We start from the raw sequence: 21,721 nt of genomic DNA on the forward strand, positions 1-21,721 counted from the left end.
CTCAGCCCGTTTTGAGCAGCTTGAGCAACTCGCGTGCGGCCGCCTCCGAGGACGCCGGGTTCTGGCCTGTAACGAGCAGGCCATCAACCCGCACATAAGACGACCAGTCCGGCCCCTTGCTGTAGTCGCCTCCAATTTCCTTGAGTTTGTCTTCCAGCAGAAAGGGCACCACCTGGGTGAGCTGCACGCCCTCCTCCTCCGTGTTGGTAAACCCCGTGACGCGTTTGCCTTTGACAAGGTATTCGCCGTCCGCACCGCGTACCTGAACCAACGCTGCCGGCGCATGGCAGACCGCACCGACGGGCTTTTTCGCTTCGATGAACGCTTCGATTAGCGCAATGGAGGTTGGATTGCTGGTCAGGTCCCAGAGCGGGCCATGCCCCCCGGGGTAGAACACCGTATCGAAATCAGCCGCCGATACCTCATCCAGCTTGCGAGTGTTGGCCAGCAGCGCCTGTGACTCGGCATCGTTCTTGAAGCGTTTGGTCATTTCGGTCTGGGCATCCGGCGCATCGCTTTTTGGATCCAGCGGTGGCTGCCCGCCCTTGGGCGAGGCCAGCACGATCTCGGCGCCGGCATCCTTGAATACGTAGTAAGGCGCGGCGAATTCTTCGAGCCAGAAGCCGGTGGGTTTGCCGGTGTCGCCCAGCTTGTCGTGGGAGGTGAGCACGATGAGGACTTTCATGAGGGTCTCCTGTGGTCTGGTGGCCCGGATTGGCGGGGCCTTGGTTTATCTGGACCATGGGAGGGGGGATTCGGTCAATTGGCATTGGCGGCGGCCAAAGCCGTGAAGCCGGTGGCCACGCTTGATGCTTAGGCGATTATTGAGCGGGCTGGAGCATTGGTTTCGCCCTGCTGAGCGACTCACTTTTTTCAAACGCGCCTGCCCGGCCGGGGAAAAAGTAAGCAAAAACGCTTGCCCCTGCATACGGACTAGGCGTCCCCGGTTCGCTGCGCTCGACTTCCCTCATTCCATCGCTGCTCCGAGGGTCGCCGCGCAAGGGCCATCCATACCTACGGCGGCCCCGACCCTTCACGGCTCTCGCGGCATCCATGCCGCTCGCCCCTCTACGCAGCGATTCCATTCAGCCTCCTGAAAGGGGCGTTCGGCGGCGCTAATGGTTTGCTTGTTGGTAAAGCTTCGTAGGGTGGAAAACTGTCACTGTACGGCCCAACAGACACCACCGAATCGCCCCTTTCAGGAGGCCGAACGCAGGTGGCGTGGAAGGGGTTGAGCGGCATGGATGCCGCGAGAGCCGCGATGGGCCAGGGATGGCCCTTCGCGGCGGGGCCCTGGAACGTCGCCGGAGCGAGGGAACCCCGGTGCAGCCGGGGCCGGATGCAGGGGCAAGCGTTTTTGCTTACTTTTTTCGCGACTGAAAAAAGTGAGTCGCCCAGCAGGGCGAAACCAGTGCTTCAGCCAACTCGCGGAAGAGGGATCATTGCCAACTCAAAGCCCATGAGCTTCGCGAGCAAGAACTTGGCGTTCCCCTCGCTCCTACGAAAAACGAGCCTATAACCCCTGAAAAATAAAAAAGGGCGCCGAAGCGCCCTTTTCATCAACCCCGGATCAGATCCGGAAACTCCCCACCAACTGCTTCAACCGCGCCGCCTGCTGCTCCAGATCCCCGCAAGCCCGCAATGTCGAGTGAAGGTTTTCAACCCCTTCCTGGTTCAGCGTGTTGATCTCGGTGATATCCATATTCAACGACTCGATCACCGACGTCTGCTCCTCGGTAGCGGTGGCCACCGACTGGTTCATCGCATCGATCTCACCGATGCTGAGCGTCACGCTGCTCAGCCGCTCGCCGGCCTGGTTGGCGATACCCACGCTGGCCTCACTCTGGCGCTGGCTCTGGGTCATGGTGCTGACCGAATCACGAGCGCCGGTTTGTAGCTTCTCGATCATCCCGTGAATTTCCTGCGCCGAGGTCTGGGTGCGATGCGCCAGGCTGCGCACCTCATCGGCTACCACGGCGAAACCACGCCCGGCTTCACCGGCACGAGCGGCTTCGATGGCTGCGTTGAGTGCCAGCAGGTTGGTCTGCTCGGAGATGCCCTTGATCACGTCGAGGATCTGGCCGATACCGACGGTCTGGTTGTTCAGCGCCTCGATCTGCGCGCAGGAGGCGCTGATGTTGCTCGACAGCTGCTTCATCGCCTGGATGTTCTGCTCGACTACCTTGCGCCCGTCCTCGGCCTGATGGCTAGCGCCACTGGCCTGCTGCGAGGCATCGGCCGCGTTGCGGGCGATCTCCTGGGCGGCGGCACCGAGCTGGTTGATCGCCGCCGCAACGCTGTTGGTCCGGCTGGCCTGCTCATCGGAATTCACCATCGATGAGTTGGAGGCGGCTAGCACACGTTGCGCCACTTCGTTGACCTGCTGCGTCGCCGACGACACTTCGCGGATCGAGCCATGGATACGCTCGACGAAGCGGTTGAAGGCCTTGGCCAGTTCGCCGAACTCGTCCTGCGACTGCACCGTGAGTCGACGCGTCAGGTCGCCCTCGCCTTCGGCGATATTGGCCATGGCACGCCCCATGTCGGTCAGCGGACGCATCAGTACGCGCATCAACATACCCAGCAGCACAAGGATGAACATCACCGCGATCACGGCCGCAACCAGGGCGGAGGTACGGAAGCTGGTGAGTGCTGCGTACGCTTTTTCCTTATCGACCGAGATGCCCACGTACCAGGTGACCGATGGCAGACCCGGCACCGGGCTAAAGCTGAGGATGCGCTGTTGGCCGTCGAGCTCGGCCTCGGCGAAGCCGCTCGTCAACGACGGGGTGTTCTTCGGGTAGAGCTCGGCAAGCGTCTTCATGACCTTGCTCTGGTCCGGGTGAACCAGGATCTTGCCGTCACCGCTGACCAGGAACGCATAGCCCATGCCGTCAAAGTTGAGTGCGTTGATGATGTCGACCAGCACCTTGAGGCTCAAATCGCCCCCCACGACCCCCAGGTTCTGGCTCCCCGCCTTGGCCGGGGTCGCCGCGGTAATGATCAGCTCGTTAGTGGCCGCGTCCTGATAGGGCTCGGTCAGCGTGGTCTTGCCCGCATTCACCGCATCCTTGTACCAGGGCCGTTGACGCGGATCGTAACCGGCAGGCAGCTCGAAGCGCGGGTGCACGATGAACTCGCCATCGTTACGGCCCAGATAGGTGAAAGCGAAGGTTGAGCTGAGCGCCGGCTGCTGTACCAGCGCCTCGACAGCCTCACCGGAGCTGTCTCGGGCGATGGTCTGCGCGGTGTTTTCCAGCAGCACCAGTCGGCCAGAAAGCCAGTTCTGGATGTTATGCGCCGTCACCTCACCCATTTCGTGGAGGTAGCTCTCCAACTTGGCCTGAATGGCATTGCGCTGCAGGTAATCGTTGAACAGCGTAAATAGGGCGAAGGTCACCATCACAACCAGTGAGGCGGCCAGGAGAATCTTGTGGCTGAACTTGAGGCGACTAGGCATGGGCGCGTGTCCGGATTGTTCTGATTCGGGCTTGGCAATCCCTGGCCTGATCAAGCGTCCGCTGCGTGACACCGATGTCGGCTTGGCTGGGCCTTTCTTTAACCCTCACAACAGCGCTCAGCCCTAGGAAACCAGGGGCTCCAGCGTATCGGAAGGCATGACCCGACAGACGGTGTAGCGCATTGCCATCAATCCGAAACGAAAAAGGCGCCTGGACCGATCAGGTCCAGGCGCCTCCTTGACGCGCCGCCAGATTAGCGCCGTGCCAGCACCGGCCATACGCGTGGATGAAACCCCTCGCCGAGAATCGTCAATACACCGACCGCACCGGCAATCCAGTACCAGCGCACCAGCGGGTCAAAGCCGAGCCAGCCCAGTGCATGCAGGAACACCATGGTGATCAACACAGGGCAAACGTAGCGCACCATGAACAACCAGAGTGCGTAGCCCAACGGGGGTAGGCCGAGTTCGTCCCGCATGATGTCGCTGCGCAGCGCGTAGCCGGCGAACAGCACGATGAAAATCCCGCCAAGCGGCATCATCCAGCGCGAGGTGAGGTAGTCGAGCCAGTCGAAGAAGTTCTTGCCCAACGGTGTCCAGCCCGCCATCAGGTTGAACGAGAGCATCGCCAGCAGGCTAATCACCAGCAGCACCGCACCCGCACCGATGGCGGCCTTGAGCCGGCTGACGCCGTGCTTTTCATTGAGGTAGGCGACCGTGGCCTCGATCATCGAAATGGCCGAGGTCAACGCGGCAATCGAGACCATGGCGAAGAACAACACGCCGAACAACGTACCGAATGGCATCTGCTGGAAGGCCAGCGGCAGGCTCATGAAGATAAGCCCTGGGCCAGCGCTCGGGTCCATGCCATTGGCAAAGATGATCGGGAAGATCGCCAGCCCCGCCAGCAGTGCGACGGCCGTATCGGCGATCGCCACCATGAAGGTGGTGCGGGCGATGGACTGGCCATCCGGAATGTAGGAGCCGTAAGTAAGGATCGCGCCCGACGCCAGGCTCAGCGTAAAGAAGGCATGCCCGAGCGCGGCCAACAGCGCCTCGCCAGTCAACTTGGAGGTATCGAAGCTGAAGAGAAAGGCGAAGCCCTGGTCAAAACCGCCGCTGGTGAAGGCGTAGCCGACGAGGATCAACAGCATGATCGCAAGCCCTGGCATCATCCAGCGTACGGCGCGCTCGATGCCGGCTTGCACACCCTTGGCGACGATCCACAGCGTCAGCAGCGCCACCAGCAGACTCCAGGCGCCAAGTTGTACCGCGTTCGCGTTGTGCGCTTCGAACACCTGGGCCAGTGCATCGACCGAGCCGCCTGCAAGCGACCCGTCGAGCATCTTTACGGTGTAGGCGAAGGCCCAGCCGGCCACGACGACATAGAAACAGAGGATCAAGAAACCGGCCGCCATGGCCATGCCGCCAACGCCCTTCCACAAGGGGCTGCTACCGTTCTCACGCGCCGCACGTCCGATGGCGTCGATGGGGCTGCCCCGGCCACGCCGGCCGATGGCGATCTCGGTCATCATCACCGGGATGCCGATGGCGAGGATGCACGCCAGGTACATCAGGACGAAGGCGCCGCCTCCGTACTGGCCGGTGATGTAGGGGAATTTCCAGATATTGCCGAGGCCGACGGCCGAGCCGGTTGCGGCAAGAATGAAGCCCCAGCGGGACAGCCAGAGGTTCTTCGGTTTTTCACGGGTCATGCGCCACCTGTTTGTTGTTATCTGTGACGAGAATCGAACCCGCCGCGCTCGTGACGCGGCGGAGTGAAAGCGGAAAACACCGGGACGAGCGGCCTGCACGCAGGGCGCCGCCTGGCCCCAGCAATGCGCAACCGACTCGCAGCTGCGCGGTACGCAGCGGGGGTCACAGACAAAACGGCGCGCATTGTATACCTGCCCGGCGCGGCTCGGGCCGGCAGTCGTCTGCGGGCCGCGCCAGGCAGAGCCATCTGAAACCAGGGCGCACAGTGCGACAAGCGCGCCACAGCACTCCGAAACGCAGCCAACCGGCCCGTTGCGTCAGTATTTCTTTACAGCAGCTGTAGCGGCAGCGTTTCCGAGCGCCTGGCGCGCCAGGCGTAACGAATAGTTGACGCCTTGATGCGGCAGCTTGTCGTACCGCACTCAGATCAGCCCTGCCAGGTTCAGGAACACCAGCACGATGCCCAGCGGTGTGCCAAAGCGCAGCAGCAGCCACCAGGCGCGGAACACCCCGGCCTGTTTCAGGCCGATGGCTTCGCGCACCGTGGCCTCCCTCATCACCCAGCCGGTAAACAGCACCGTGCCCAACCCGCCCAGCGGCATCAGCCAGTTGGTGGTCAGGTAGTCCAGGCTGTCGAAAAAGGTCTTGCCGAACACCTGGTAGTCCGCCCAGAGATTGAACGAGAACACACTCCCCAGGCTCAGCAGCCACAACAGCGCACCGCTGACCAGCACAGCCTTGAGACGGCTCATCCCGAAGCGTTCGGTCATCCAGGCGATGCTCGGCTCGGACAGCGAGATCGCCGAGGTCAGCGCCGCGATCACCAGCATGACGAAGAACAGCCCGCCAACCACCTGCCCCAGCGGCATCTGGCCAAAGGCGATCGGCAGGGTCACGAAAATCAGGCCTGGCCCGGCGCCCGGCTCCAAGCCGTTGCCGAACACCAGAGGAAAGATCGCAAGGCCAGCCAGCAGCGCGACAGCGGTGTCGGCGAGTGCAACGAGGATCGATGTTTTGGCAATGGAGGTGCCTTCTGGCAGGTAGGAGCCATAAACCATCATCGCGCCGCAGCCGAGGCTGAGCGTGAAGAAGGCGTGGCCGAGAGCGATCAATACGCTCTTGGCCGTCAACGCCGAGAAATCCGGGACGAACAGAAATTGCAGCGCCTGGGCGAACTCGCCGTTGAGCCCGGCATAGGCAACCAACACCAATAGCAGGACGAACAAGCCAGGCATAAGGAAGCGCAGCGAGCGTTCCAGCCCGCCGCGCACGCCGAGCCCGACAATCAGCATGGTCGCGACCAGGACGAGCGTGCCGCAGATCACCAGCCGCAGTGGGCTGGCGAGCAATGCCCCAAACAGCGCGCCGCTGGCCTCACCGCCGATGCCGCTGAACGAGCCGCCAAGCGTGGCCGGCACATAGGCCAGTGCCCAGCCGGCCACCACGAGATAGAAGCTCAGGATCAGGAAACCAGTCAGCCCACCCAGCCAACCGACCGCGCGCCAACGCGGACTCGCGCCGGCCTCGCGTGTTAACCGGGACACCGCGCCGTCCGGGTTCTGTCGCCCGCGCCGACCGATCATTACCTCGGCCATCAATAATGGAATGCCGATCAGCAAGATGCAGCCCAGATACACCAGCACAAAGGCGCCGCCGCCGTTCTGGCCGGTGATGTAAGGAAATTTCCAGATATTGCCGAGGCCAACCGCCGAGCCGGTGGCGGCCAGGAAAAACACCCAGCGGGAGGACCAAAGGCCGCGCGCCGCGCGTTGCTGGGCATGATCGGAAGCACCACCGAGCGTGCCGGCGGCCAGGCTTTTTTCAGTCATTGCGGATTCCTGCTTGTTGTTGTTTTCAGGGAGGGTCCGGGACGGCAGCCAGCCGTCCGGTTGGGTGGCGCGGCCTGCATGACGGCAGGTCCACGCCGAAGGCTGATAGCGTCCGTCAGCCGGGCCGAAAAGACCGGCTGTAGGCGCTACGCGTGCAGCCGGTGCGGTTGCGCCACCTGCGATGGCTCGCGGCCCTGTAGCCGCTCCAGAGCCAACCGGTCGGCGATCACCGACGTGCATTCGCCGCTGGCGGCAGCGCGTTCGAAGATTTGCCGCAAGGTGTCGGCGATACCGCGGATGTGGGCGTCTGACTGAGCGGGGCTGCCACCGATGCGCTGGTAGTAGACGTCGATGATGCCGCCAGCGTTGATCGCATAATCCGGCGCGTAGAGGCAGTTGCGGCGCTGCAGCTCGGTGCCGATCTCCGGGCTCGCCAGTTGGTTGTTCGCTGCGCCGGCAATCACAGGGGCGCGCAGTGTCGAAAGCGTTTCTGCGTTCAGAATGCCCCCCATGGCGCAGGGAGCGAAGACATCTACATCGAGACCGTAGATGTCGTGCGGGCGAACGGCGCAAGCGCCAAGCTCCTCCACCGCGGTGCGCACGTTGGCATCGAAGATATCGCTCACCCAGAGCTGAGCTCCGGCTTCCTTTAGGTGGCGGGCCAGGCCGAGGCCGACATGACCGACGCCCTGGATGGCCACCTTCAACCCAATCAGGTCGTCCCGCCCGAGGCGATGGCGAACCGCAGCCTTAAGCCCGACGAATACACCGAGCGCGGTGGAGGGCGACGGATCACCACTGGCAATACTGCCATCCAGCATCGCGCGAGGCGTGGCGCCGATCACGTGCCGGGTGCGCTGCGCGAAGGCCTGCATCTCCGGCTCACCGGTACCCGAATCCGCCGCGGTGATGTAGCGCCCGCCGAGGCTGTCGACGAAGTCGCCCATGGCGTGCAGCAACGCCGGGCTCTTGCCGGTATGCGGGTCGCCGATGATCACCGCCTTACCGCCGCCGAGCTTGAGCCTGGCCAGCGAGGATTTCAGGGTCATCCCGCGCGACAGCCGCAGCACATCGCGCAACGCATCATCGTCGCTCGCATAGGCAAACATACGGCAGCCACCCAGCGCCGGGCCGAGCGTGGTGTCGTGGATGGCGATGATCGCTTTCAGGCCGCTGGCCGGGTCATGGCAGAACACGACTTGTTCGTGGGCGTCGAAATCGGGATGGGTGAAAACGGACATTGCGAATTCCTCGTTCTTGTTAGTTTGAAGCCCCGAGGCAGGCGGGGCCTGCTTGTCGGGTTATCAACGGGCGATGGGCCCGGTGGGTTCATCTGGCCCTCGGCGATCAGAGCGGCGGCGTGCCCCGACGGTCGGCTAAAGCAGAACGCTGCCCGCCGACCTCAAGACGCTGTAGGAGTGGGCTCTGCCCGCGACCGCGTCAGCGCAACCGCCCTGGTCGCAGGCAGAGCCTGCTCCTACCTCGCTCGAGCCGGCCCTACGCCGCCGGCTCGAACAGCCGCACGGTCTGCACTTCGTCGCCGCGGTTGAGCTGCTCCTTGAGCAGCTTCTCCTGCTGACGCGCCTTGGCGACGGAGCGTTCCTTCACCGGGCCGTAGCCACGGATCAGTTCCGGCAGCGCGGCGATGGCCACAGCGGTGCGGTAGTTGGTCGGCTTGAGCTGGGCCAGCAGCTCGTCCACGGTCTTCTCGTACTCGCCGATCAACTGGCGTTCGACGCGGCGGTCGTGGCCATAGCCGAACGGATCGAGCGGCGTGCCGCGCAGGAAGCGGAATTTGGCCAGCACGCCGAACGCATCGAGCATCCACGGGCCGAACTCGCGCTTGCGCGGCTCGCCGGTGACAGCGTCACGCTTGGCCAGCCAGGCCGGGGCGAGGTGGAATTGCAGCTTGTAGTCGCCCTCGAACTGCGCCTCGAGCTGCTGGCGGAACTCGGGCTCGCTATAAAGGCGCGCCACTTCGTACTCGTCCTTGTAGGCCAGGAGCTTGAAGTAATACCGCGCGACGGCCTTGGACAGCGCCAGATCATCGGCCGTATCGGCCTCGCGTACGCGCTCGACCAACTGGCGATAACGCCGCGCCAGCCCAGCATTCTGGTAGCGGGTGAGGAAATCCACGCGCCAGTCGACGATCTCTTCCAGGGTCTTGCACAGCGGATCGACCAGTTCGGCCGGGCGCGCCAGCCCTTCCACCGCTTCACGCTCGAGCACCGCACGGCGGCCCCAACGGAAAGCCTGCAAGTTGAGCTTGGCCGATACACCGTTCAGCTCGATGGCCTTTTCAATGGCGGCAGCCGAAACCGGCAACAACCCCTGCTGATAGGCAAATCCGAGCAGGAAGAGGTTCGTGGCGATGCTGTCGCCGAGCAACCGGGTGGCCAGGCGGGTAGCGTCGATGAAATGGGTTTTCTCGGCACCCACCGCGTCGCTAATGGCCTGGCGCATGGCCGCGCCGGGCACCTGCGCATCCGGGTTGCGGGTGAACTCGGCGGTAGCCGATTCGTGGCTGTTCACAACAGCGTTGCTGATCTGCTCATTGAGGCGGGTCAGCGACTCGTCACCCGCCGCCACGATCAGGTCGCAACCGAGCAGCAGATCGGCTTCGCCAGCAGCGATGCGTACGGCATAGATGTCGTTCTGCTTGGCCGCGATGCGGATATGCGTGGTTACCGGGCCGAACTTCTGCGCCAGGCCAGCTTGGTCGAGCACCGTGCAGCCCTTACCTTCCAGATGCGCGGCCATGCCGATCAAGGCACCCAGGGTCGTCACGCCGCTACCGCCAACGCCCGGAATCAGCACGTTCCACGGCCGGTCCAGGGAGGGATGCTGCGGTTCAGGTAGCGAGGACGCCTCGAGACCGCCTGCTACGGCCTCGGGCTTACGCAACCCGCCGCCATGTACGGTCACGAAGCTGGGGCAGAAGCCCTCGACGCAGGAGTAATCCTTGTTGCAGGCGTTCTGGTCGATTTCACGCTTGCGTCCCAGCTCGGTTTCCTTCGGCAATACCGAAAGGCAATTGGATTTCTCGCCACAATCCCCGCAGCCCTCGCACACGGCCGCATTGATGAATACGCGCTTGGCCGGGTCTTCCAGCTTGCCGCGCTTGCGCCGACGGCGCTTCTCGGTGGCGCAGGTTTGGTCGTAGATGATGACCGAGACGCCCTTGAATTCGCGCAGCTCGCGCTGCACGGCATCCAGCTCACGACGATGATGGAAGCTGGTAATCGGCGCGAAGGTGTCGCGGCTCGGGTACTTGTCAGGCTCGTCACTGACCAGGGCAATACGTTTGACGCCCTCATCGGCAATCTGCCGGCTGAGTTGGTCGACGCGCAGTTCACCGTCGATGGGCTGGCCGCCGGTCATCGCCACCGCGTCGTTGTAGAGAATCTTGAAGGTGATGTTGACGCCAGAGGCCACCGCCGCACGAACGGCCAGGCTGCCGGAGTGGAAGTAGGTCCCATCGCCGAGGTTCTGGAACATGTGCGGCGTTTCGGTGAACGGTGCCTGGCCGATCCAGTTAACGCCCTCCCCGCCCATCTGGGTGAAGGTCTCGGTGCGGCGATCCATCCACTGCACCATGTAGTGACAGCCGATACCGGCCGAGGCGCGACTGCCCTCCGGCACCTTGGTCGAGCTGTTGTGCGGGCAGCCGGAACAGTAATGCGGCGTGCGCACGGTGCTGTAGCTGCGCGCGGCCAGTGCCTTTTCCTTCGCGTCGAGGAAGGCCAGGCGGGTCTGGATGCTGTCGCTGGTGTAAATCGGCGCGAGGCGCTTGGCGATGACGCGGGCAATCATCGCGGGTGTCAGTTCGGACAGGTTGGGCAGCAGCGAACTGCCCTGCTCATCGAACTCGCCTACCACCCGTGGGCGCTTGTCCAGCGGCCAGTTATAGAGCTGCCCGGTGAGCTGGTCCTCGAGAATGCTGCGTTTTTCCTCGACCACCAGGATCTCGTCCAGCCCCTCGGCGAATTCATGCACCGAGACCGGTTCCAGCGGCCAGCTCATGCCGACCTTGAGCACGCGAAGGCCAACGTGCGCGCACAGGGCTTCGTCGAGGCCCAGGTCATCCAACGCCTGGCGCACGTCGAGGTAGCTCTTGCCCGTCGTGATAATGCCGAGGCGCGGATTAGGTGAATCAAGCATCACCTGGTTGAGGTTGTTGGCACGGGCGAACGCGCGCGCCGCGTAGATCTTGTAGAGGTTGAGGCGCTTTTCCTGGGCCAGTGGTGGGTCCGGCCAACGGATGTGCACGCCATCCTCGGGCAGTGCGAAATCTTCGGGGATGCGCGTTTGCATGCGCAGCGGGTCGACCTCCACCACGGCAGAGGAGTCGACGTTCTCGGCGATGGTCTTGAGCGCCACCCAGCAGCCGGAGTAGCGCGAAAGCTCCCAGCCGATGATGCCGTAGTCGAGAATTTCCTGAACGTTGGCCGGATTGAGTACAGGAATCGAAGCGGCGATGAACGCGTGCTCGCTCTGGTGCGGCAGCGTCGAGGATTTGCAGCCGTGGTCGTCGCCGGCCAGCAGCAGCACACCGCCATTGGGCGATACGCCGGCCGCATTGCCGTGCTTGAACACATCGCCGGCGCGGTCAACGCCCGGGCCCTTGCCGTACCACATAGCGAACACGCCGTCGTACTTGGCACCGGGGAACAGGTTGGTCTGCTGGCTGCCCCATACAGCGGTCGCAGCAAGCTCTTCGTTCAGGCCAGGCTGGAAATGAATGGCGTTCTGCTTGAGGTAGTCACGGGCCTCCCAGAGGCTCTTGTCCAGCCCGCCGAGCGGCGAGCCGCGGTAGCCTGAAATGAAGCCGCCGGTGTTCAGGCCGCGGGCCTGGTCACGCTGATGCTGCAGCATCGGCAGGCGGGTCAGCGCCTGGGTGCCGGTGAGGTACAGATGTCCGGTTGCGAGCCGGTACTTGTCATCCAGGCGGATCTCGGCCAGAGACATGTGGCGCTCCTGTTTGTTTTTATCGGAGTCTGGGATGTGGGTTTCACATCCCGCCTAGCAGAACGCTGAAAAGCTACCTGCGTTGCCAATACTGCGTTGGCTATCGCTAACGTCTTTCAACGCTCTGCAACAGTCGTGGGCAGCCGCACGGTAAGCCGTCCCACGCCAGCGACCGGCAAGGGGATCACCCCACCGTTACGCGTTGGTAAGAGTCTGGCCGTGACGAAGAGAGATTTTCTTTCTACTTTTGCGATGTAAGCGCCATCGCGTGCATGATCCATTCACTAACAACAACAAAATGAGTACATCCATGCAGACCCCGCTAAGCGGCATCGACCGCAAGATTCTGCTACTGCTGCAACACAACGCCGACCTCTCCGCCGCGGAGATTGCCGAGAAGGTCGAGCTGTCTCAATCGCCGTGCTGGCGGCGCATCCACCGCATGCAGGAAGAAGGGCTGATCGAACGCAAGGTCGCGCTGCTCAACCCGAAGAAGCTCGGGCTCAACATGACGGTGTTCGTGAACATCAAGCTGTCCGCCCATGGGCGCAGCAATCTCGATGAGTTCGAACGCGCCGTAGTGGGTTACCCCGAAGTGCTGGAATGCCACACCATGGCAGGCGAATCGGATTACCTGCTCAAGGTCGTGGCCAAGGATATCGACAGCTATGAACGCTTCCTGCGTGACCAGCTCCTGCAGCGGCCGCACGTGCAGGAAGCGCATTCGCATATCGCAATGAGCGAAGTGAAACGAACCACGGAGCTACCGCTGGATTGAAAACCGTCGCGCCCGAATGACCGGGCCATCGGCGAGCGCCGATACCCACCCGGCCCTCAACCCATCCCGCCCAGGCTACTGCTCGGGTATCCCGAGCACCTGCTCGCCGGGCTCGATTCCGTTGCGCTCGAACCAGCCCTGATTGACCTCCAGCGCATAACGGGCCGGCTCGCTCGAGCAGCGAATTGCCGTATCCAATGGTTCGAGGTCGATGATGTCGACGATCTGCCCCTGCTCGTCCATGAACGCCGCCGACAGGGGTAAGGGCGTGTTTTTCATCCACAGGCAGTGGCGACGAAAATCATCGAATCGGAACAGCATGCCGTGGTCTGCAGGCATCTCGGTGCGCTCCATCAGGCCGCGCTCGCGCTCGGCGGGCGAGTGCGCGTACTCGGCCTCGATCGTTGCGCCTGCTAATTGGAGACTCAGCAACGGCTCGCGAGCTTGGGCGGCAGCCGGCCCGGCCAACGCAACAAGAAACAGCAGCAAAGCGGTACGCATCGATGATTGCCTCGGATGGGTCAAGCGCAGGGTGTCGGATCGGGCAAAGCATACAACGCAGCACGTCACTCGCTGGCAGCGGGGGCTTCGACCGCAACCTGCTCGCTGTCACCGTAGCGCTTCTGGCAACGCTCACAATAGAAGCTGCGCCGCTTGCTGCGGCCTAGGGACTTGGCCCGAACGAAGGGAATCTTGCAGCGCGGGCAGGTCGTCTTGGTATGCGCGAGCCAGTGCGCCTTGAGCGTGCCCTCGCGCTTCCATTGAAGAAACTCGAAGCTGTAGGCCCGAACCTCGCGTGTCAGCTCCCTGAGCTTGGGCGCTGGTAAATCCCCGATCAGCGAAAGCGGATGGATACGGGTGCGAAACAGCACCTCGTTCTTGATGATGTTGCCGGAACCGGAGAACAGCGTCTGGTCGAGCAGGGCATCGCACGCCAGCAAGCGCGGGCGCGCCCTTAGCTTCTTCAGCGTTGCCCGGTTGTCCCAGGCATCGCTCATCACGTCCGCGCCCCAGTCATACGCCTCATCCAGCGGGGCTTCGATAAATTGCACCGAGCAACCGTAGAAATTCAGCTCGCCATCTACGAATCCCAGGCTCAGGCGGGGCGTGGACTCCTTGCGCTCATTGATTCGATAACTACCGAACAAGAGCAGATGGACACGCAGCGAGACGTCGTCCAGTTCGATCAGAAAATGCTTACCCCAACTGCGGAACGACCGCACCGACTGCCCGACTAGCCGCGCCTTGTCGAGCCTCGCGCTGCCCTCGGCGCGCTCGATGGTCTTGCCTGCAAACGCAGAGACTTCTTCGCGCAGGATGACAATCGACGGACCTTCAGGCATGGCGATATCACTTCAGCTGGGGCGTTAACGATATCGACTGAGGCCGGCCGAGAAGGTGCGACTCGCTCAGGGCTGCGAGATATGACGGCTGCCGGCGTTCAACCCACCATCGAGGCAGCCCGGATCGCCAGCAAGCTGGCTCCTACGGGTTGGCGGCGACTCGACATCCTGTGGCAGTAACACTGACGGCGTGACTTGCAGCAGCATGGTTCGCAGGCGGTACGTTGCTATCGAACCGCTGCCCGTAGGCGCCAGCTTGCTGGCGATCGAATCGACACTAGAAAACCACTACGCCAGGTTCATACAAGAAGCGAAACGGGCTACCACTCCAGCTGCAGGCGGCTCTCGAATTGGCGCCTTTCGCCAGTCAGCGGGTCGTTGAATTGCAGGGCCCGGGCCAGCAGCTTGAGTGGGTTAGCGTAATCGTCCTGATCGCGGCGGCCGCGTTCCAGCAGCTCGGGGTAGAAGGGATCGTTGCAGATGCCCGCGCCGAGGGTCGCCATTTGCAGCCGCAACTGATGCTTGCGTCCGGTGACCGGGTAGAGCGCATAGCGCCAGTGCTCGCCGCGGCGTTCGAGCACCTCGATACGGGTTTCGCTGTTGGGCTCGCCGTCGCCCTGCTTCATGAGGAAGAACGGCTCGCCGTCGACCATGCACAGGCGCTCCGTACGAGGAAACGTCAGGCTGGGCAGCGCCGGGCAAATCGCTTCGTAGCGCTTGTCGATCTGCCGCTCGCGAAACAGCGCCTGGTAGCGACCGCGACTGCCGGGGTTGGTTGAGAACAGCACCAGCCCGGCCGTCAGCCGGTCGATACGATGGATCGGCACCAGATCGGGATTGCCGACCTGCCTGCTCAGCCGTGCCAGTAGCGTCTCGTTGACGTACTCACCCGCCGGCATCACCGGCAGGAAATGCGGCTTGTCCGCTACCAGCAGGTGCTCGTCGAGATGGAGAACGCTCGCTTCGAAGGGGATCGGCTTTTCCGCCGGTACTTCGCGAAAGTAGTGCACCTTCAAACCGACCTGATAGAGATGCCCGGCCGAAAGCGGCTGCCCATCGGCACCCAGCACCCGGCCACGGGCGAAGCGGTCAACCCAGGTAGCGCGCTCGATGGCTGGAAATCGCGCACAGAGGCAGTCGAGCACCGTCGCCCAGTCGCCCTGAGGCAGATGAAGCGTACTGCGAGCGTTGGAAGCGGACATGGCAAGGGTTCGGTCGACTCGGGGCCGGGCATGATAACGCAGCCCCGGCGGGCACCCCAGTTGGCCAATGGCCGGCGAGCGGTTGTCTATTCTCCTGCGTGCCGTTCGACCAGCTTTCGAGGTGCTCGGCCATGCGCACCGCCAACATAGGAAGACTCGAGATGACCCACCCAATCCTTTCCCGCCAGGACTGGCTGGCGGCGCACGCCGAACACCTGAAGAACGAAAAGGAACTGACTCGCCAGCGTGACGCCCTTGCCGCGGCGCGACGCGAACTCCCCTGGAGAGCTGTAGAGCAGGACTATGTCTTTCAAGACGCACAAGGCCCGGTGCGCCTGGGCGAGCTGTTCGAGGGGCGAAGCCAACTCGTCATCAAGCACTTCATGTTCGCGCCTGACTGGGAGGAAGGATGCATCGGCTGCTCTTTTGAGATGGACCATATCCAAGGCGCGCTGCTTCACCTGCTCCACCATGACGTCAATGTCGTTGCAGTCTCGCGCGCGCCCTTCGCCAAGCTCGACGCCTTTCGCCGGCGCATGGGTTGGCATTGTCGTTGGGTGTCGTCGGCCGGCAGCACCTTCAACCGGGACTTTCATGTCTCGTTCGAGCCGCAGGATGTCGTCGATGGCAAGGTCTTCTACAACTACGCCTGGCAACCGTTCATCTGCGAGGAGCTGTCTGGCTTCAGCGTATTCATGCGCGACGACGAGGGGCACATCTTCCATACCTTTTCCGCGTTTGGCCGGGGCGCCGAGGAGCTGCTGGGCACCTACGTTCTGTTGGACATGACGCCGCACGGGCGCAACGAGACCGGCCCGCGGCGCAACCTCACCGACTGGGTGCGCCACCACGATCGGTACGGCCGCGATGACCGGGTCGATGACAGCGGCCGCGTGCAACCCGCCGACCCTGGCGATACCGACTGCTGCCATTGACCGACGGCAGGCCCATCGAGCAGAGACCGACGAACCCTGGCTGATGGGCCCGGTCCAGACAAGAACAGCCGTGTTGCCAACCCAAGTCGTCACGGCCGTTTCCAGTCCTCATCAAGCGAGATGTCCGATGGCAATGACAGTGGGTGATTTCCTCGTCGAGCGACTCCATCAATGGGGCGTACGGCGTATCTATGGCTACCCGGGCGATGGCATCAATGGTGTCTTCGGTGCGCTCCAACGCGCCGAGGGCAAGATTCAGTTCATTCAGGCGCGGCACGAGGAAATGGCCGCGTTCATGGCCGCAGCGGATGCCAAATTCAATGGCGGCCTGGGCGTTTGCATCTCCACCTCAGGCCCCGGTGCGGCTCATCTGCTGACCGGCCTCTACGATGCCCGCATGGATCACATGCCGGTACTGGCCATTGCCGGCCAGCAGGCACGTACGGCCATGGGCTCCCACTATCAGCAGGAACTCGACCTGGCTGCAATGTTCAAGGACGTCGCCGGTGCCTTCGTTCACCAGGCCAGCGCGCCGGCGCAGGTCAGGCACCTGGTCGACCGTGCCGTGCGCATCGCCGTCGGCGAACGCCGGGTGACGGCGCTGATCCTGCCCAACGACCTGCAGGAAGCGGAATACAGCGAGCCGCCGCGTCAGCACGGCGCCGTGCATTCAGGTATCGGTTATGTCCGCCCCCGGATCGTGCCTTATGACGCCGACCTGCAGCGCGCCGCCGAGGTGCTCAATGCCGGCAAGAAGGTCGCGATGCTGGTCGGTGCCGGCGCCCTGCACGCCACGGATGAAATCATCGCCGTGGCCGATGCGCTCGGCGCAGGCGTAGCCAAGGCGCTGCTTGGCAAGGCGGCAGTGCCGGATGATCTCCCTTGGGTGACCGGTTCGATCGGCCTGCTCGGCACCGAGGCCAGCTACACGCTGATGAGCGAATGCGACACCCTGCTGATGGTCGGTTCGGGCTTCCCCTACTCTGAGTTCCTGCCCGAGGAAGGCCAGGCGCGCGGCGTGCAGATCGACCTGAAGCCCGAGATGCTGAGCATCCGCTATCCCATGGAGGTCAACCTGCAGGGTGATTCGGCCGAAACCCTACGCGCCCTGCTACCTCTGCTCGAACGCAAGCCCGACCGGAGCTGGCGCGACAGCATCGAGAAAGCCCGGGCCGAATGGGACGCGCTACTGGAAAAACGCGCCATGGTCACCGCAGAGCCGATCAATCCGCAGCGGGTCGCCTTCGAGTTGTCGCCGCGCCTGCCCGACGACGCCATCGTCACCAGCGACTCCGGCTCATGCGCCAACTGGTATGCCCGAGACATCAAACTGCGCCGCGGCATGATGGGTTCGCTCTCCGGCGGGCTGGCGTCGATGGGCGCGGCGGTGCCCTACGCGATCGCTGCCAAGTTCTGCCATCCGCAGCGTGCGGTGGTCGCCATGGTCGGCGACGGCGCCATGCAGATGAACAACATGGCCGAGCTGATCACGGTCGCCAAATACTGGAGGCAGTGGCAAAGCCCGCAATGGATTTGCTGCGTGTTCAATAACGAAGACCTCAACCAGGTCACCTGGGAGCAGCGCGTGATGGAGGGCGACCCTAAATTCGCCGCCTCGCAGGATATTCCTGACGTGCCCTACCACCGCTTCGCCGAGTCCATCGGGCTGAAGGGCATCTATGTCGATCACGAAGAGCGCGTCGCTGCCGCCTGGGATGAAGCGTTCGCCGCCGACCGGCCAGTGCTAATCGAATTCAAGACCGACCCGAACGTGCCGCCATTGCCGCCGCATATCAAACCAGGCCAGATCAAGAGGTACGCTTCGGCGCTGCTGCAAGGCGACCCCGACGAGCGCGGGATCATCGTGCAGTCCGCCAAGCAGGTGCTGAGCAAGGTGCTGCCGGGTAAGAAGGATTAACGCACCGCCGAACCTGCCGGCGGCAAACGCCGCCGGCGCGGGGATCAGTCTTCCTTGTCGCGGGTCACTTCGCCGGTGCGGCCGTCGATCGTGAACTCCCAAACCTTGCCATCGGCCTTCACGCCTTCGCCTTCCCAGGCACCGTCGTCTGCTTCGATCGCATGAACGGCGGTGTAACCGGCGGCCTTGGCCTTTTCGACTGCCTGCTCGAGGGTGATCCAGTCGGCGCCGGGCTTGTCGGCCAAGGCGACGTGACTGACGCCAAGAACGGCAACGGCCAATGCGGCGGTGAGCGTCTTGTTGTACATACGGTGATCCTCGCGTCTGTTGGAAGGGCGCGCCGGTAACGCGGCGCTTACGAATACGAGCACCCCATGCAACGAGAGGTTCACCGCCGCTCGACCACGAGCGGAGCGGTCTGTATCAACGCGTTTCGATGGAAACCAGCGCCGCCTGCTCGCCTTCGCTCTGGAAGGTGAAACTGACGGAATCCCCGACGGACAGCCCTTCGAGCTGTTCTCGTCTTGCCTCGAACGCCATGGTCGAGGCCGGCCACTTCAGCGTCGGCACCGGCCCGTGAGCGATGGTCACGCGGCCGCCCTCACGGTCGATCGACTCGATGCGCCCGGTCGCACGCATCACAGGTTCGGAAACGATTTCGGTCGCCGGCCCGCCGTTGATCGTTGACGAACCAGCGGGCTCGGTCGGTTTCAACAGATCCTGGGCGAGGGTTGGGTGGGCGAAAAACAACAGGCTGAGCGTCATGCAATGCAGCGGTTTCATGGCAGGCCTCCGGTATACGGTGGACACACGCGTATTGGACAACCCGTGCATCCGTCTTGCTGCTCACGCCCATCGGGCTCATGACGTCGTCCGTTCAGCTTGGCGTAAGGCATCACCCGTAACCTGTGAATCGTCGAAACCCACACAGGAAGACTCATCATGAAAACATTCGCCACTCTCTTTACCGCTGCCACCCTCGCCCTGGGCGCCAACATCGCGACGGCTCGTGACCTCGGCCCCGATGAAGCGATGCGTCTGCGTGATGCCGGTACCATCGAATCCTTCGAGAAGCTCAACGAAGCCGCGCTGGCCAAGCATCCTGGCGCCACCATCGAGGAAACCGAGCTCGAAGAAGAATATGGCCGCCACATCTACCAGCTTGAATTGCGTGACGGCAAAGGTGTGCAATGGGACATGGAGCTCGACGCCAAGACCGGCGAAGTGCTCAAGGATCATCAGGACGACTAATGCGCCGCGCCATTCTCTTGACCTTCCCCCTGGCTCTGCTGCTCGCCGCCATGCCGGTGGCGAGCCGCGACCTTGACCAGGACGAGGCCCTGCGCCTGCGCCGGGACGGGCAGATCATGCCGCTGGAGACGCTTCTCCAGCAGGCCATGTCGCGCTATCCGGGCGCCCGGCTGCTCGAAGCCGAACTGGAAGAAGAGGATGGCCTCTACGTCTATGAAATCGAATTGCTCACAGCCGATGGCGTAGCCCGAGAGATCGAAATCGACGCGGGCGACGGCCGTCTGCTCAAGGATGAAGAAGACTGATGCGCCTGCTACTGGTCGAAGATAACGTCCCGCTCGCCGATGAACTGGTCGCCAGCCTCAACCGGCAAGGCTATGCAACGGATTGGTTGGCCGACGGCCGCGACGCCGATTACCAGGGTGGCAGCGAGCCCTATGACCTGATCGTGCTCGACCTCGGTCTGCCCGGTAAGCCGGGGCTCGACGTATTACGCGACTGGCGCACACGGGGCGTGGCGACGCCCGTGCTCATCCTCACCGCACGTGATTCCTGGGCTGAACGCATCGAGGGCCTGAAAGCCGGCGCGGATGATTACCTAACCAAGCCCTTTCACCCCGAGGAGCTGCTGCTGCGCATCCAGGCGCTGCTGCGGCGTGCGCATGGCGTGGCCAACCAACCGCTCCTGCAAGTCGGTGGCCTGTCGCTGGATGAAACCCGTCAGCGCTGCAGCAAAGACGGCGAGGATATCGACCTCACCGCCGGCGAGTTCCGCCTGCTGCGCTACTTTATGCTGCACCCGGGTCAGTTGTTATCGAAGACTCAGTTGGCTGAGCATCTTTACGACGGCGAAACAGAACGCGATTCCAACGTCATTGAAGTACACGTCAACCGCCTACGCGGCAAGCTGGGCCGGTCGCTCATCGAAACCCGGCGCGGCCAGGGCTACCGCTTCGGCGGCGCGCCTTGAAGTCCATCCAGCGGAGCCTCAGCCTGGGGCTGATTTCGGTACTTCTACTGGTCGGGCTGCTCCTGGTGCAAACCAGCCTCTGGTTATTCGAAGCCGGGCTGCGACGCAACCTGGCGAGCGATCTGCGGGCCGAAACCGAAGGCCTGCTATTGGCACTCGTGCAAGGCCCGGAGGGCTTCAAACTCGATTCCAGCCGTCTCAATCCACGCTACCAGCGTGCGTTCTCCGGCCACTACTTTCGCATCGACTTACCGGACCGCAGCTGGCGATCGCGCTCGGTCTGGGACGCCGAACCCGATTGGCCGACGGCGACCGGCCTGGCAGATGAGCTGGTTGACGGCCCGCAGGACCAGCGGCTGCTCAGCTATCGCGCGCAGTACCGGCGCAACGGCCAGGCCATCGCTATCAGTGTGGCGCGTGACTACACCCCGATCCTGAAAAGCTTTGCCCAGGTGCGCCTTGGCGGGCTGGGGTTGGTGGGCGTCGCGCTCCTGGTGTTTCTCTTGTTGCAGCGCTATGCCGTAAAGCTGGCGATGCGGCCACTCGAACGGGCCCGCCAGCAGATCGCCCAGCTTCAGCAGGGCCAGCGCCAGCAACTGGACATTCGCGCCCCGGTGGAACTGCAGCCTCTGGTCGATCAAATCAACCACCTGCTCGCTCACACCGACGACACCCTCAAGCGCTCCCGCCACGCGCTGGGCAACCTCGGCCATGCGCTTAAAACGCCTTTGGCCGTGCTCGCCAGCCTCACCCGCCGCGAGGAACTGGCCCAACACCCGGCCCTACAGGCCAGCCTCGCGGAACAACTCGACCAGATTCAGCAGCGCGTCGCCCGCGAACTGGGCCGTGCACGCCTGGCCGGCGATGTACTGCCGGGCTCCTATTTCGAATGCAAGGAGGAACTGGCGCCGCTGTTCGATACCCTGCGCATGATTCACCGTCGCGATCTCGACTTGCGCTGGCACGTTCATGAGGGCTGCCGTCTACCTTGGGATCGCGAGGACATGCTCGAGCTGCTCGGCAATCTGCTGGACAACGCCTGCAAGTTCGCCCGCTCGACCGTCTCGCTGCACATCGCGCCGACGGCCAACGGCTACCTGATTCAGGTCGAAGACGATGGGCCCGGCATACCTGAACAGCGGCGCGAGGCGGTCCTCGAGCGCGGCATCCGCTTGGACGAGCGCGCCGAAGGGCACGGGCTGGGGCTCGGCATCGTGCGGGACATTCTGGCGGCCTGGCATGGTCAGCTTACGCTGGGCGAGAGCGAACTCGGTGGGCTGCGTGCGGAGATCCACCTGCCGGCGCACAAGCGCGGCATGCAGAGCGAGAAATGAGGGGGATGAAGCGAGGA

18 protein-coding genes are annotated in these 21,721 nt (G+C 63.3%); 7 read left to right on the forward strand and 11 right to left on the reverse strand.

Annotated elements, in window-relative coordinates:
* Position 1: 1 nt before the first annotated feature.
* The 6 genes from KXR72_RS11325 to KXR72_RS11350 all read right to left on the reverse strand — a co-directional run bounded on the left by KXR72_RS11325 (position 2) and on the right by KXR72_RS11350 (position 11,973).
* The gene (locus tag KXR72_RS11325) at positions 2-685 is read right to left on the reverse strand and encodes a type 1 glutamine amidotransferase domain-containing protein (protein WP_437421204.1); all 684 of its coding nucleotides are present in this window, start codon (positions 683-685) and stop codon (positions 2-4) included.
* Between the two features lie 885 nt (positions 686-1,570).
* On the reverse strand, positions 1,571-3,460 hold the full coding sequence (locus tag KXR72_RS11330; protein ID WP_437421205.1) for a methyl-accepting chemotaxis protein: 1,890 nt from the start codon (positions 3,458-3,460) through the stop codon (positions 1,571-1,573).
* Positions 3,461-3,714: 254 nt separating this feature from the next.
* Entirely contained in the window at positions 3,715-5,175 is a 1,461-nt protein-coding gene (locus KXR72_RS11335) for a sodium-dependent transporter (protein ID WP_437421206.1), read from the reverse strand.
* A gap of 423 nt (positions 5,176-5,598) precedes the next feature.
* Positions 5,599-7,005: a sodium-dependent transporter gene (locus KXR72_RS11340; protein ID WP_437421207.1), complete on the reverse strand. Its 1,407-nt coding sequence runs from the start codon at positions 7,003-7,005 to the stop codon at positions 5,599-5,601.
* A 146-nt stretch (positions 7,006-7,151) separates the two neighbouring features.
* Positions 7,152-8,246 carry a Glu/Leu/Phe/Val dehydrogenase dimerization domain-containing protein gene (locus KXR72_RS11345; protein ID WP_437421208.1) on the reverse strand — a complete coding sequence of 365 codons (1,095 nt, stop codon included), beginning with the start codon at positions 8,244-8,246 and terminating at the stop codon, positions 7,152-7,154.
* A gap of 256 nt (positions 8,247-8,502) precedes the next feature.
* Positions 8,503-11,973 carry an indolepyruvate ferredoxin oxidoreductase family protein gene (locus KXR72_RS11350; protein ID WP_437421209.1) on the reverse strand — a complete coding sequence of 1,157 codons (3,471 nt, stop codon included), beginning with the start codon at positions 11,971-11,973 and terminating at the stop codon, positions 8,503-8,505.
* 310 nt (positions 11,974-12,283) lie between these two features.
* Between KXR72_RS11350 and KXR72_RS11355 the strand changes: the two genes are divergently transcribed.
* Positions 12,284-12,751 carry an Lrp/AsnC family transcriptional regulator gene (locus KXR72_RS11355; protein WP_437421210.1) on the forward strand — a complete coding sequence of 156 codons (468 nt, stop codon included), beginning with the start codon at positions 12,284-12,286 and terminating at the stop codon, positions 12,749-12,751.
* A gap of 75 nt (positions 12,752-12,826) precedes the next feature.
* Here the strand turns inward: KXR72_RS11355 and KXR72_RS11360 are convergent, their stop codons facing one another.
* The 3 genes from KXR72_RS11360 to KXR72_RS11370 all read right to left on the reverse strand — a co-directional run bounded on the left by KXR72_RS11360 (position 12,827) and on the right by KXR72_RS11370 (position 15,296).
* Complete coding sequence (locus KXR72_RS11360) at positions 12,827-13,252, reverse strand: DUF192 domain-containing protein (RefSeq protein ID WP_437421211.1); 426 nt, start codon at positions 13,250-13,252, stop codon at positions 12,827-12,829.
* Between the two features lie 65 nt (positions 13,253-13,317).
* Positions 13,318-14,094, reverse strand: a complete 777-nt coding sequence (locus KXR72_RS11365) for a DNA-formamidopyrimidine glycosylase family protein (protein WP_437421212.1) — start codon at positions 14,092-14,094, stop codon at positions 13,318-13,320.
* A 320-nt stretch (positions 14,095-14,414) separates the two neighbouring features.
* Positions 14,415-15,296 (reverse strand): RluA family pseudouridine synthase, encoded by an 882-nt coding sequence (locus tag KXR72_RS11370; protein WP_437421213.1) that lies wholly within the window; start codon positions 15,294-15,296, stop codon positions 14,415-14,417.
* A 161-nt stretch (positions 15,297-15,457) separates the two neighbouring features.
* Between KXR72_RS11370 and KXR72_RS11375 the strand changes: the two genes are divergently transcribed.
* A complete protein-coding gene (locus tag KXR72_RS11375) occupies positions 15,458-16,231 on the forward strand; it encodes a DUF899 domain-containing protein (RefSeq protein WP_437421214.1) in 774 nt (257 codons plus the stop codon).
* 127 nt (positions 16,232-16,358) lie between these two features.
* Entirely contained in the window at positions 16,359-18,149 is a 1,791-nt protein-coding gene (locus KXR72_RS11380) for a thiamine pyrophosphate-requiring protein (RefSeq protein ID WP_437421215.1), read from the forward strand.
* 44 nt (positions 18,150-18,193) lie between these two features.
* Here the strand turns inward: KXR72_RS11380 and KXR72_RS11385 are convergent, their stop codons facing one another.
* Together KXR72_RS11385 and KXR72_RS11390 are read right to left on the reverse strand one after the other, a co-directional pair.
* Positions 18,194-18,457 carry a PepSY domain-containing protein gene (locus KXR72_RS11385; RefSeq protein WP_437421216.1) on the reverse strand — a complete coding sequence of 88 codons (264 nt, stop codon included), beginning with the start codon at positions 18,455-18,457 and terminating at the stop codon, positions 18,194-18,196.
* Between the two features lie 115 nt (positions 18,458-18,572).
* A complete protein-coding gene (locus KXR72_RS11390) occupies positions 18,573-18,932 on the reverse strand; it encodes a copper-binding protein (RefSeq protein WP_437421217.1) in 360 nt (119 codons plus the stop codon).
* A 159-nt stretch (positions 18,933-19,091) separates the two neighbouring features.
* On the opposite strand from KXR72_RS11390, the gene KXR72_RS11395 reads away from it, so the two are divergent.
* The 4 genes from KXR72_RS11395 to KXR72_RS11410 are packed head-to-tail and all read left to right on the forward strand — an operon-like array spanning position 19,092 to position 21,704.
* Positions 19,092-19,400, forward strand: coding sequence for a PepSY domain-containing protein (locus KXR72_RS11395; RefSeq protein WP_437421218.1), 309 nt, complete (start codon positions 19,092-19,094; stop codon positions 19,398-19,400).
* On the forward strand, positions 19,400-19,705 hold the full coding sequence (locus KXR72_RS11400) for a PepSY domain-containing protein (protein ID WP_437421219.1): 306 nt from the start codon (positions 19,400-19,402) through the stop codon (positions 19,703-19,705). The genes KXR72_RS11395 and KXR72_RS11400 overlap by 1 nt, the downstream gene beginning before the upstream one ends.
* Entirely contained in the window at positions 19,705-20,370 is a 666-nt protein-coding gene (locus KXR72_RS11405; protein ID WP_437421220.1) for a response regulator transcription factor, read from the forward strand. The genes KXR72_RS11400 and KXR72_RS11405 overlap by 1 nt, the downstream gene beginning before the upstream one ends.
* Positions 20,367-21,704 (forward strand): sensor histidine kinase, encoded by a 1,338-nt coding sequence (locus KXR72_RS11410; protein WP_437421221.1) that lies wholly within the window; start codon positions 20,367-20,369, stop codon positions 21,702-21,704. The genes KXR72_RS11405 and KXR72_RS11410 overlap by 4 nt, the downstream gene beginning before the upstream one ends.
* Positions 21,705-21,721 lie beyond the last annotated feature (17 nt).

This window comes from Stutzerimonas chloritidismutans (genome assembly GCF_051486945.1).
GTDB lineage: Bacteria > Pseudomonadota > Gammaproteobacteria > Pseudomonadales > Pseudomonadaceae > Stutzerimonas > Stutzerimonas chloritidismutans_B.

Coding starts and splice junctions, on each gene's coding strand:
- KXR72_RS11350 (WP_437421209.1), bottom strand. CDS start 11,973: ATGTCTCTGGCCGAGATCCGCCTGGATGACAAGTACCGGCTCGCAACC.
- KXR72_RS11355 (WP_437421210.1), top strand. CDS start 12,284: ATGCAGACCCCGCTAAGCGGCATCGACCGCAAGATTCTGCTACTGCTG.
- KXR72_RS11400 (WP_437421219.1), top strand. CDS start 19,400: ATGCGCCGCGCCATTCTCTTGACCTTCCCCCTGGCTCTGCTGCTCGCC.
- KXR72_RS11335 (WP_437421206.1), bottom strand. CDS start 5,175: ATGACCCGTGAAAAACCGAAGAACCTCTGGCTGTCCCGCTGGGGCTTC.
- KXR72_RS11385 (WP_437421216.1), bottom strand. CDS start 18,457: ATGTACAACAAGACGCTCACCGCCGCATTGGCCGTTGCCGTTCTTGGC.
- KXR72_RS11340 (WP_437421207.1), bottom strand. CDS start 7,005: ATGACTGAAAAAAGCCTGGCCGCCGGCACGCTCGGTGGTGCTTCCGAT.
- KXR72_RS11380 (WP_437421215.1), top strand. CDS start 16,359: ATGGCAATGACAGTGGGTGATTTCCTCGTCGAGCGACTCCATCAATGG.
- KXR72_RS11345 (WP_437421208.1), bottom strand. CDS start 8,246: ATGTCCGTTTTCACCCATCCCGATTTCGACGCCCACGAACAAGTCGTG.
- KXR72_RS11365 (WP_437421212.1), bottom strand. CDS start 14,094: ATGCCTGAAGGTCCGTCGATTGTCATCCTGCGCGAAGAAGTCTCTGCG.
- KXR72_RS11360 (WP_437421211.1), bottom strand. CDS start 13,252: ATGCGTACCGCTTTGCTGCTGTTTCTTGTTGCGTTGGCCGGGCCGGCT.
- KXR72_RS11375 (WP_437421214.1), top strand. CDS start 15,458: ATGACCCACCCAATCCTTTCCCGCCAGGACTGGCTGGCGGCGCACGCC.
- KXR72_RS11405 (WP_437421220.1), top strand. CDS start 19,705: ATGCGCCTGCTACTGGTCGAAGATAACGTCCCGCTCGCCGATGAACTG.
- KXR72_RS11390 (WP_437421217.1), bottom strand. CDS start 18,932: ATGAAACCGCTGCATTGCATGACGCTCAGCCTGTTGTTTTTCGCCCAC.
- KXR72_RS11330 (WP_437421205.1), bottom strand. CDS start 3,460: ATGCCTAGTCGCCTCAAGTTCAGCCACAAGATTCTCCTGGCCGCCTCA.
- KXR72_RS11395 (WP_437421218.1), top strand. CDS start 19,092: ATGAAAACATTCGCCACTCTCTTTACCGCTGCCACCCTCGCCCTGGGC.
- KXR72_RS11370 (WP_437421213.1), bottom strand. CDS start 15,296: ATGTCCGCTTCCAACGCTCGCAGTACGCTTCATCTGCCTCAGGGCGAC.
- KXR72_RS11325 (WP_437421204.1), bottom strand. CDS start 685: ATGAAAGTCCTCATCGTGCTCACCTCCCACGACAAGCTGGGCGACACC.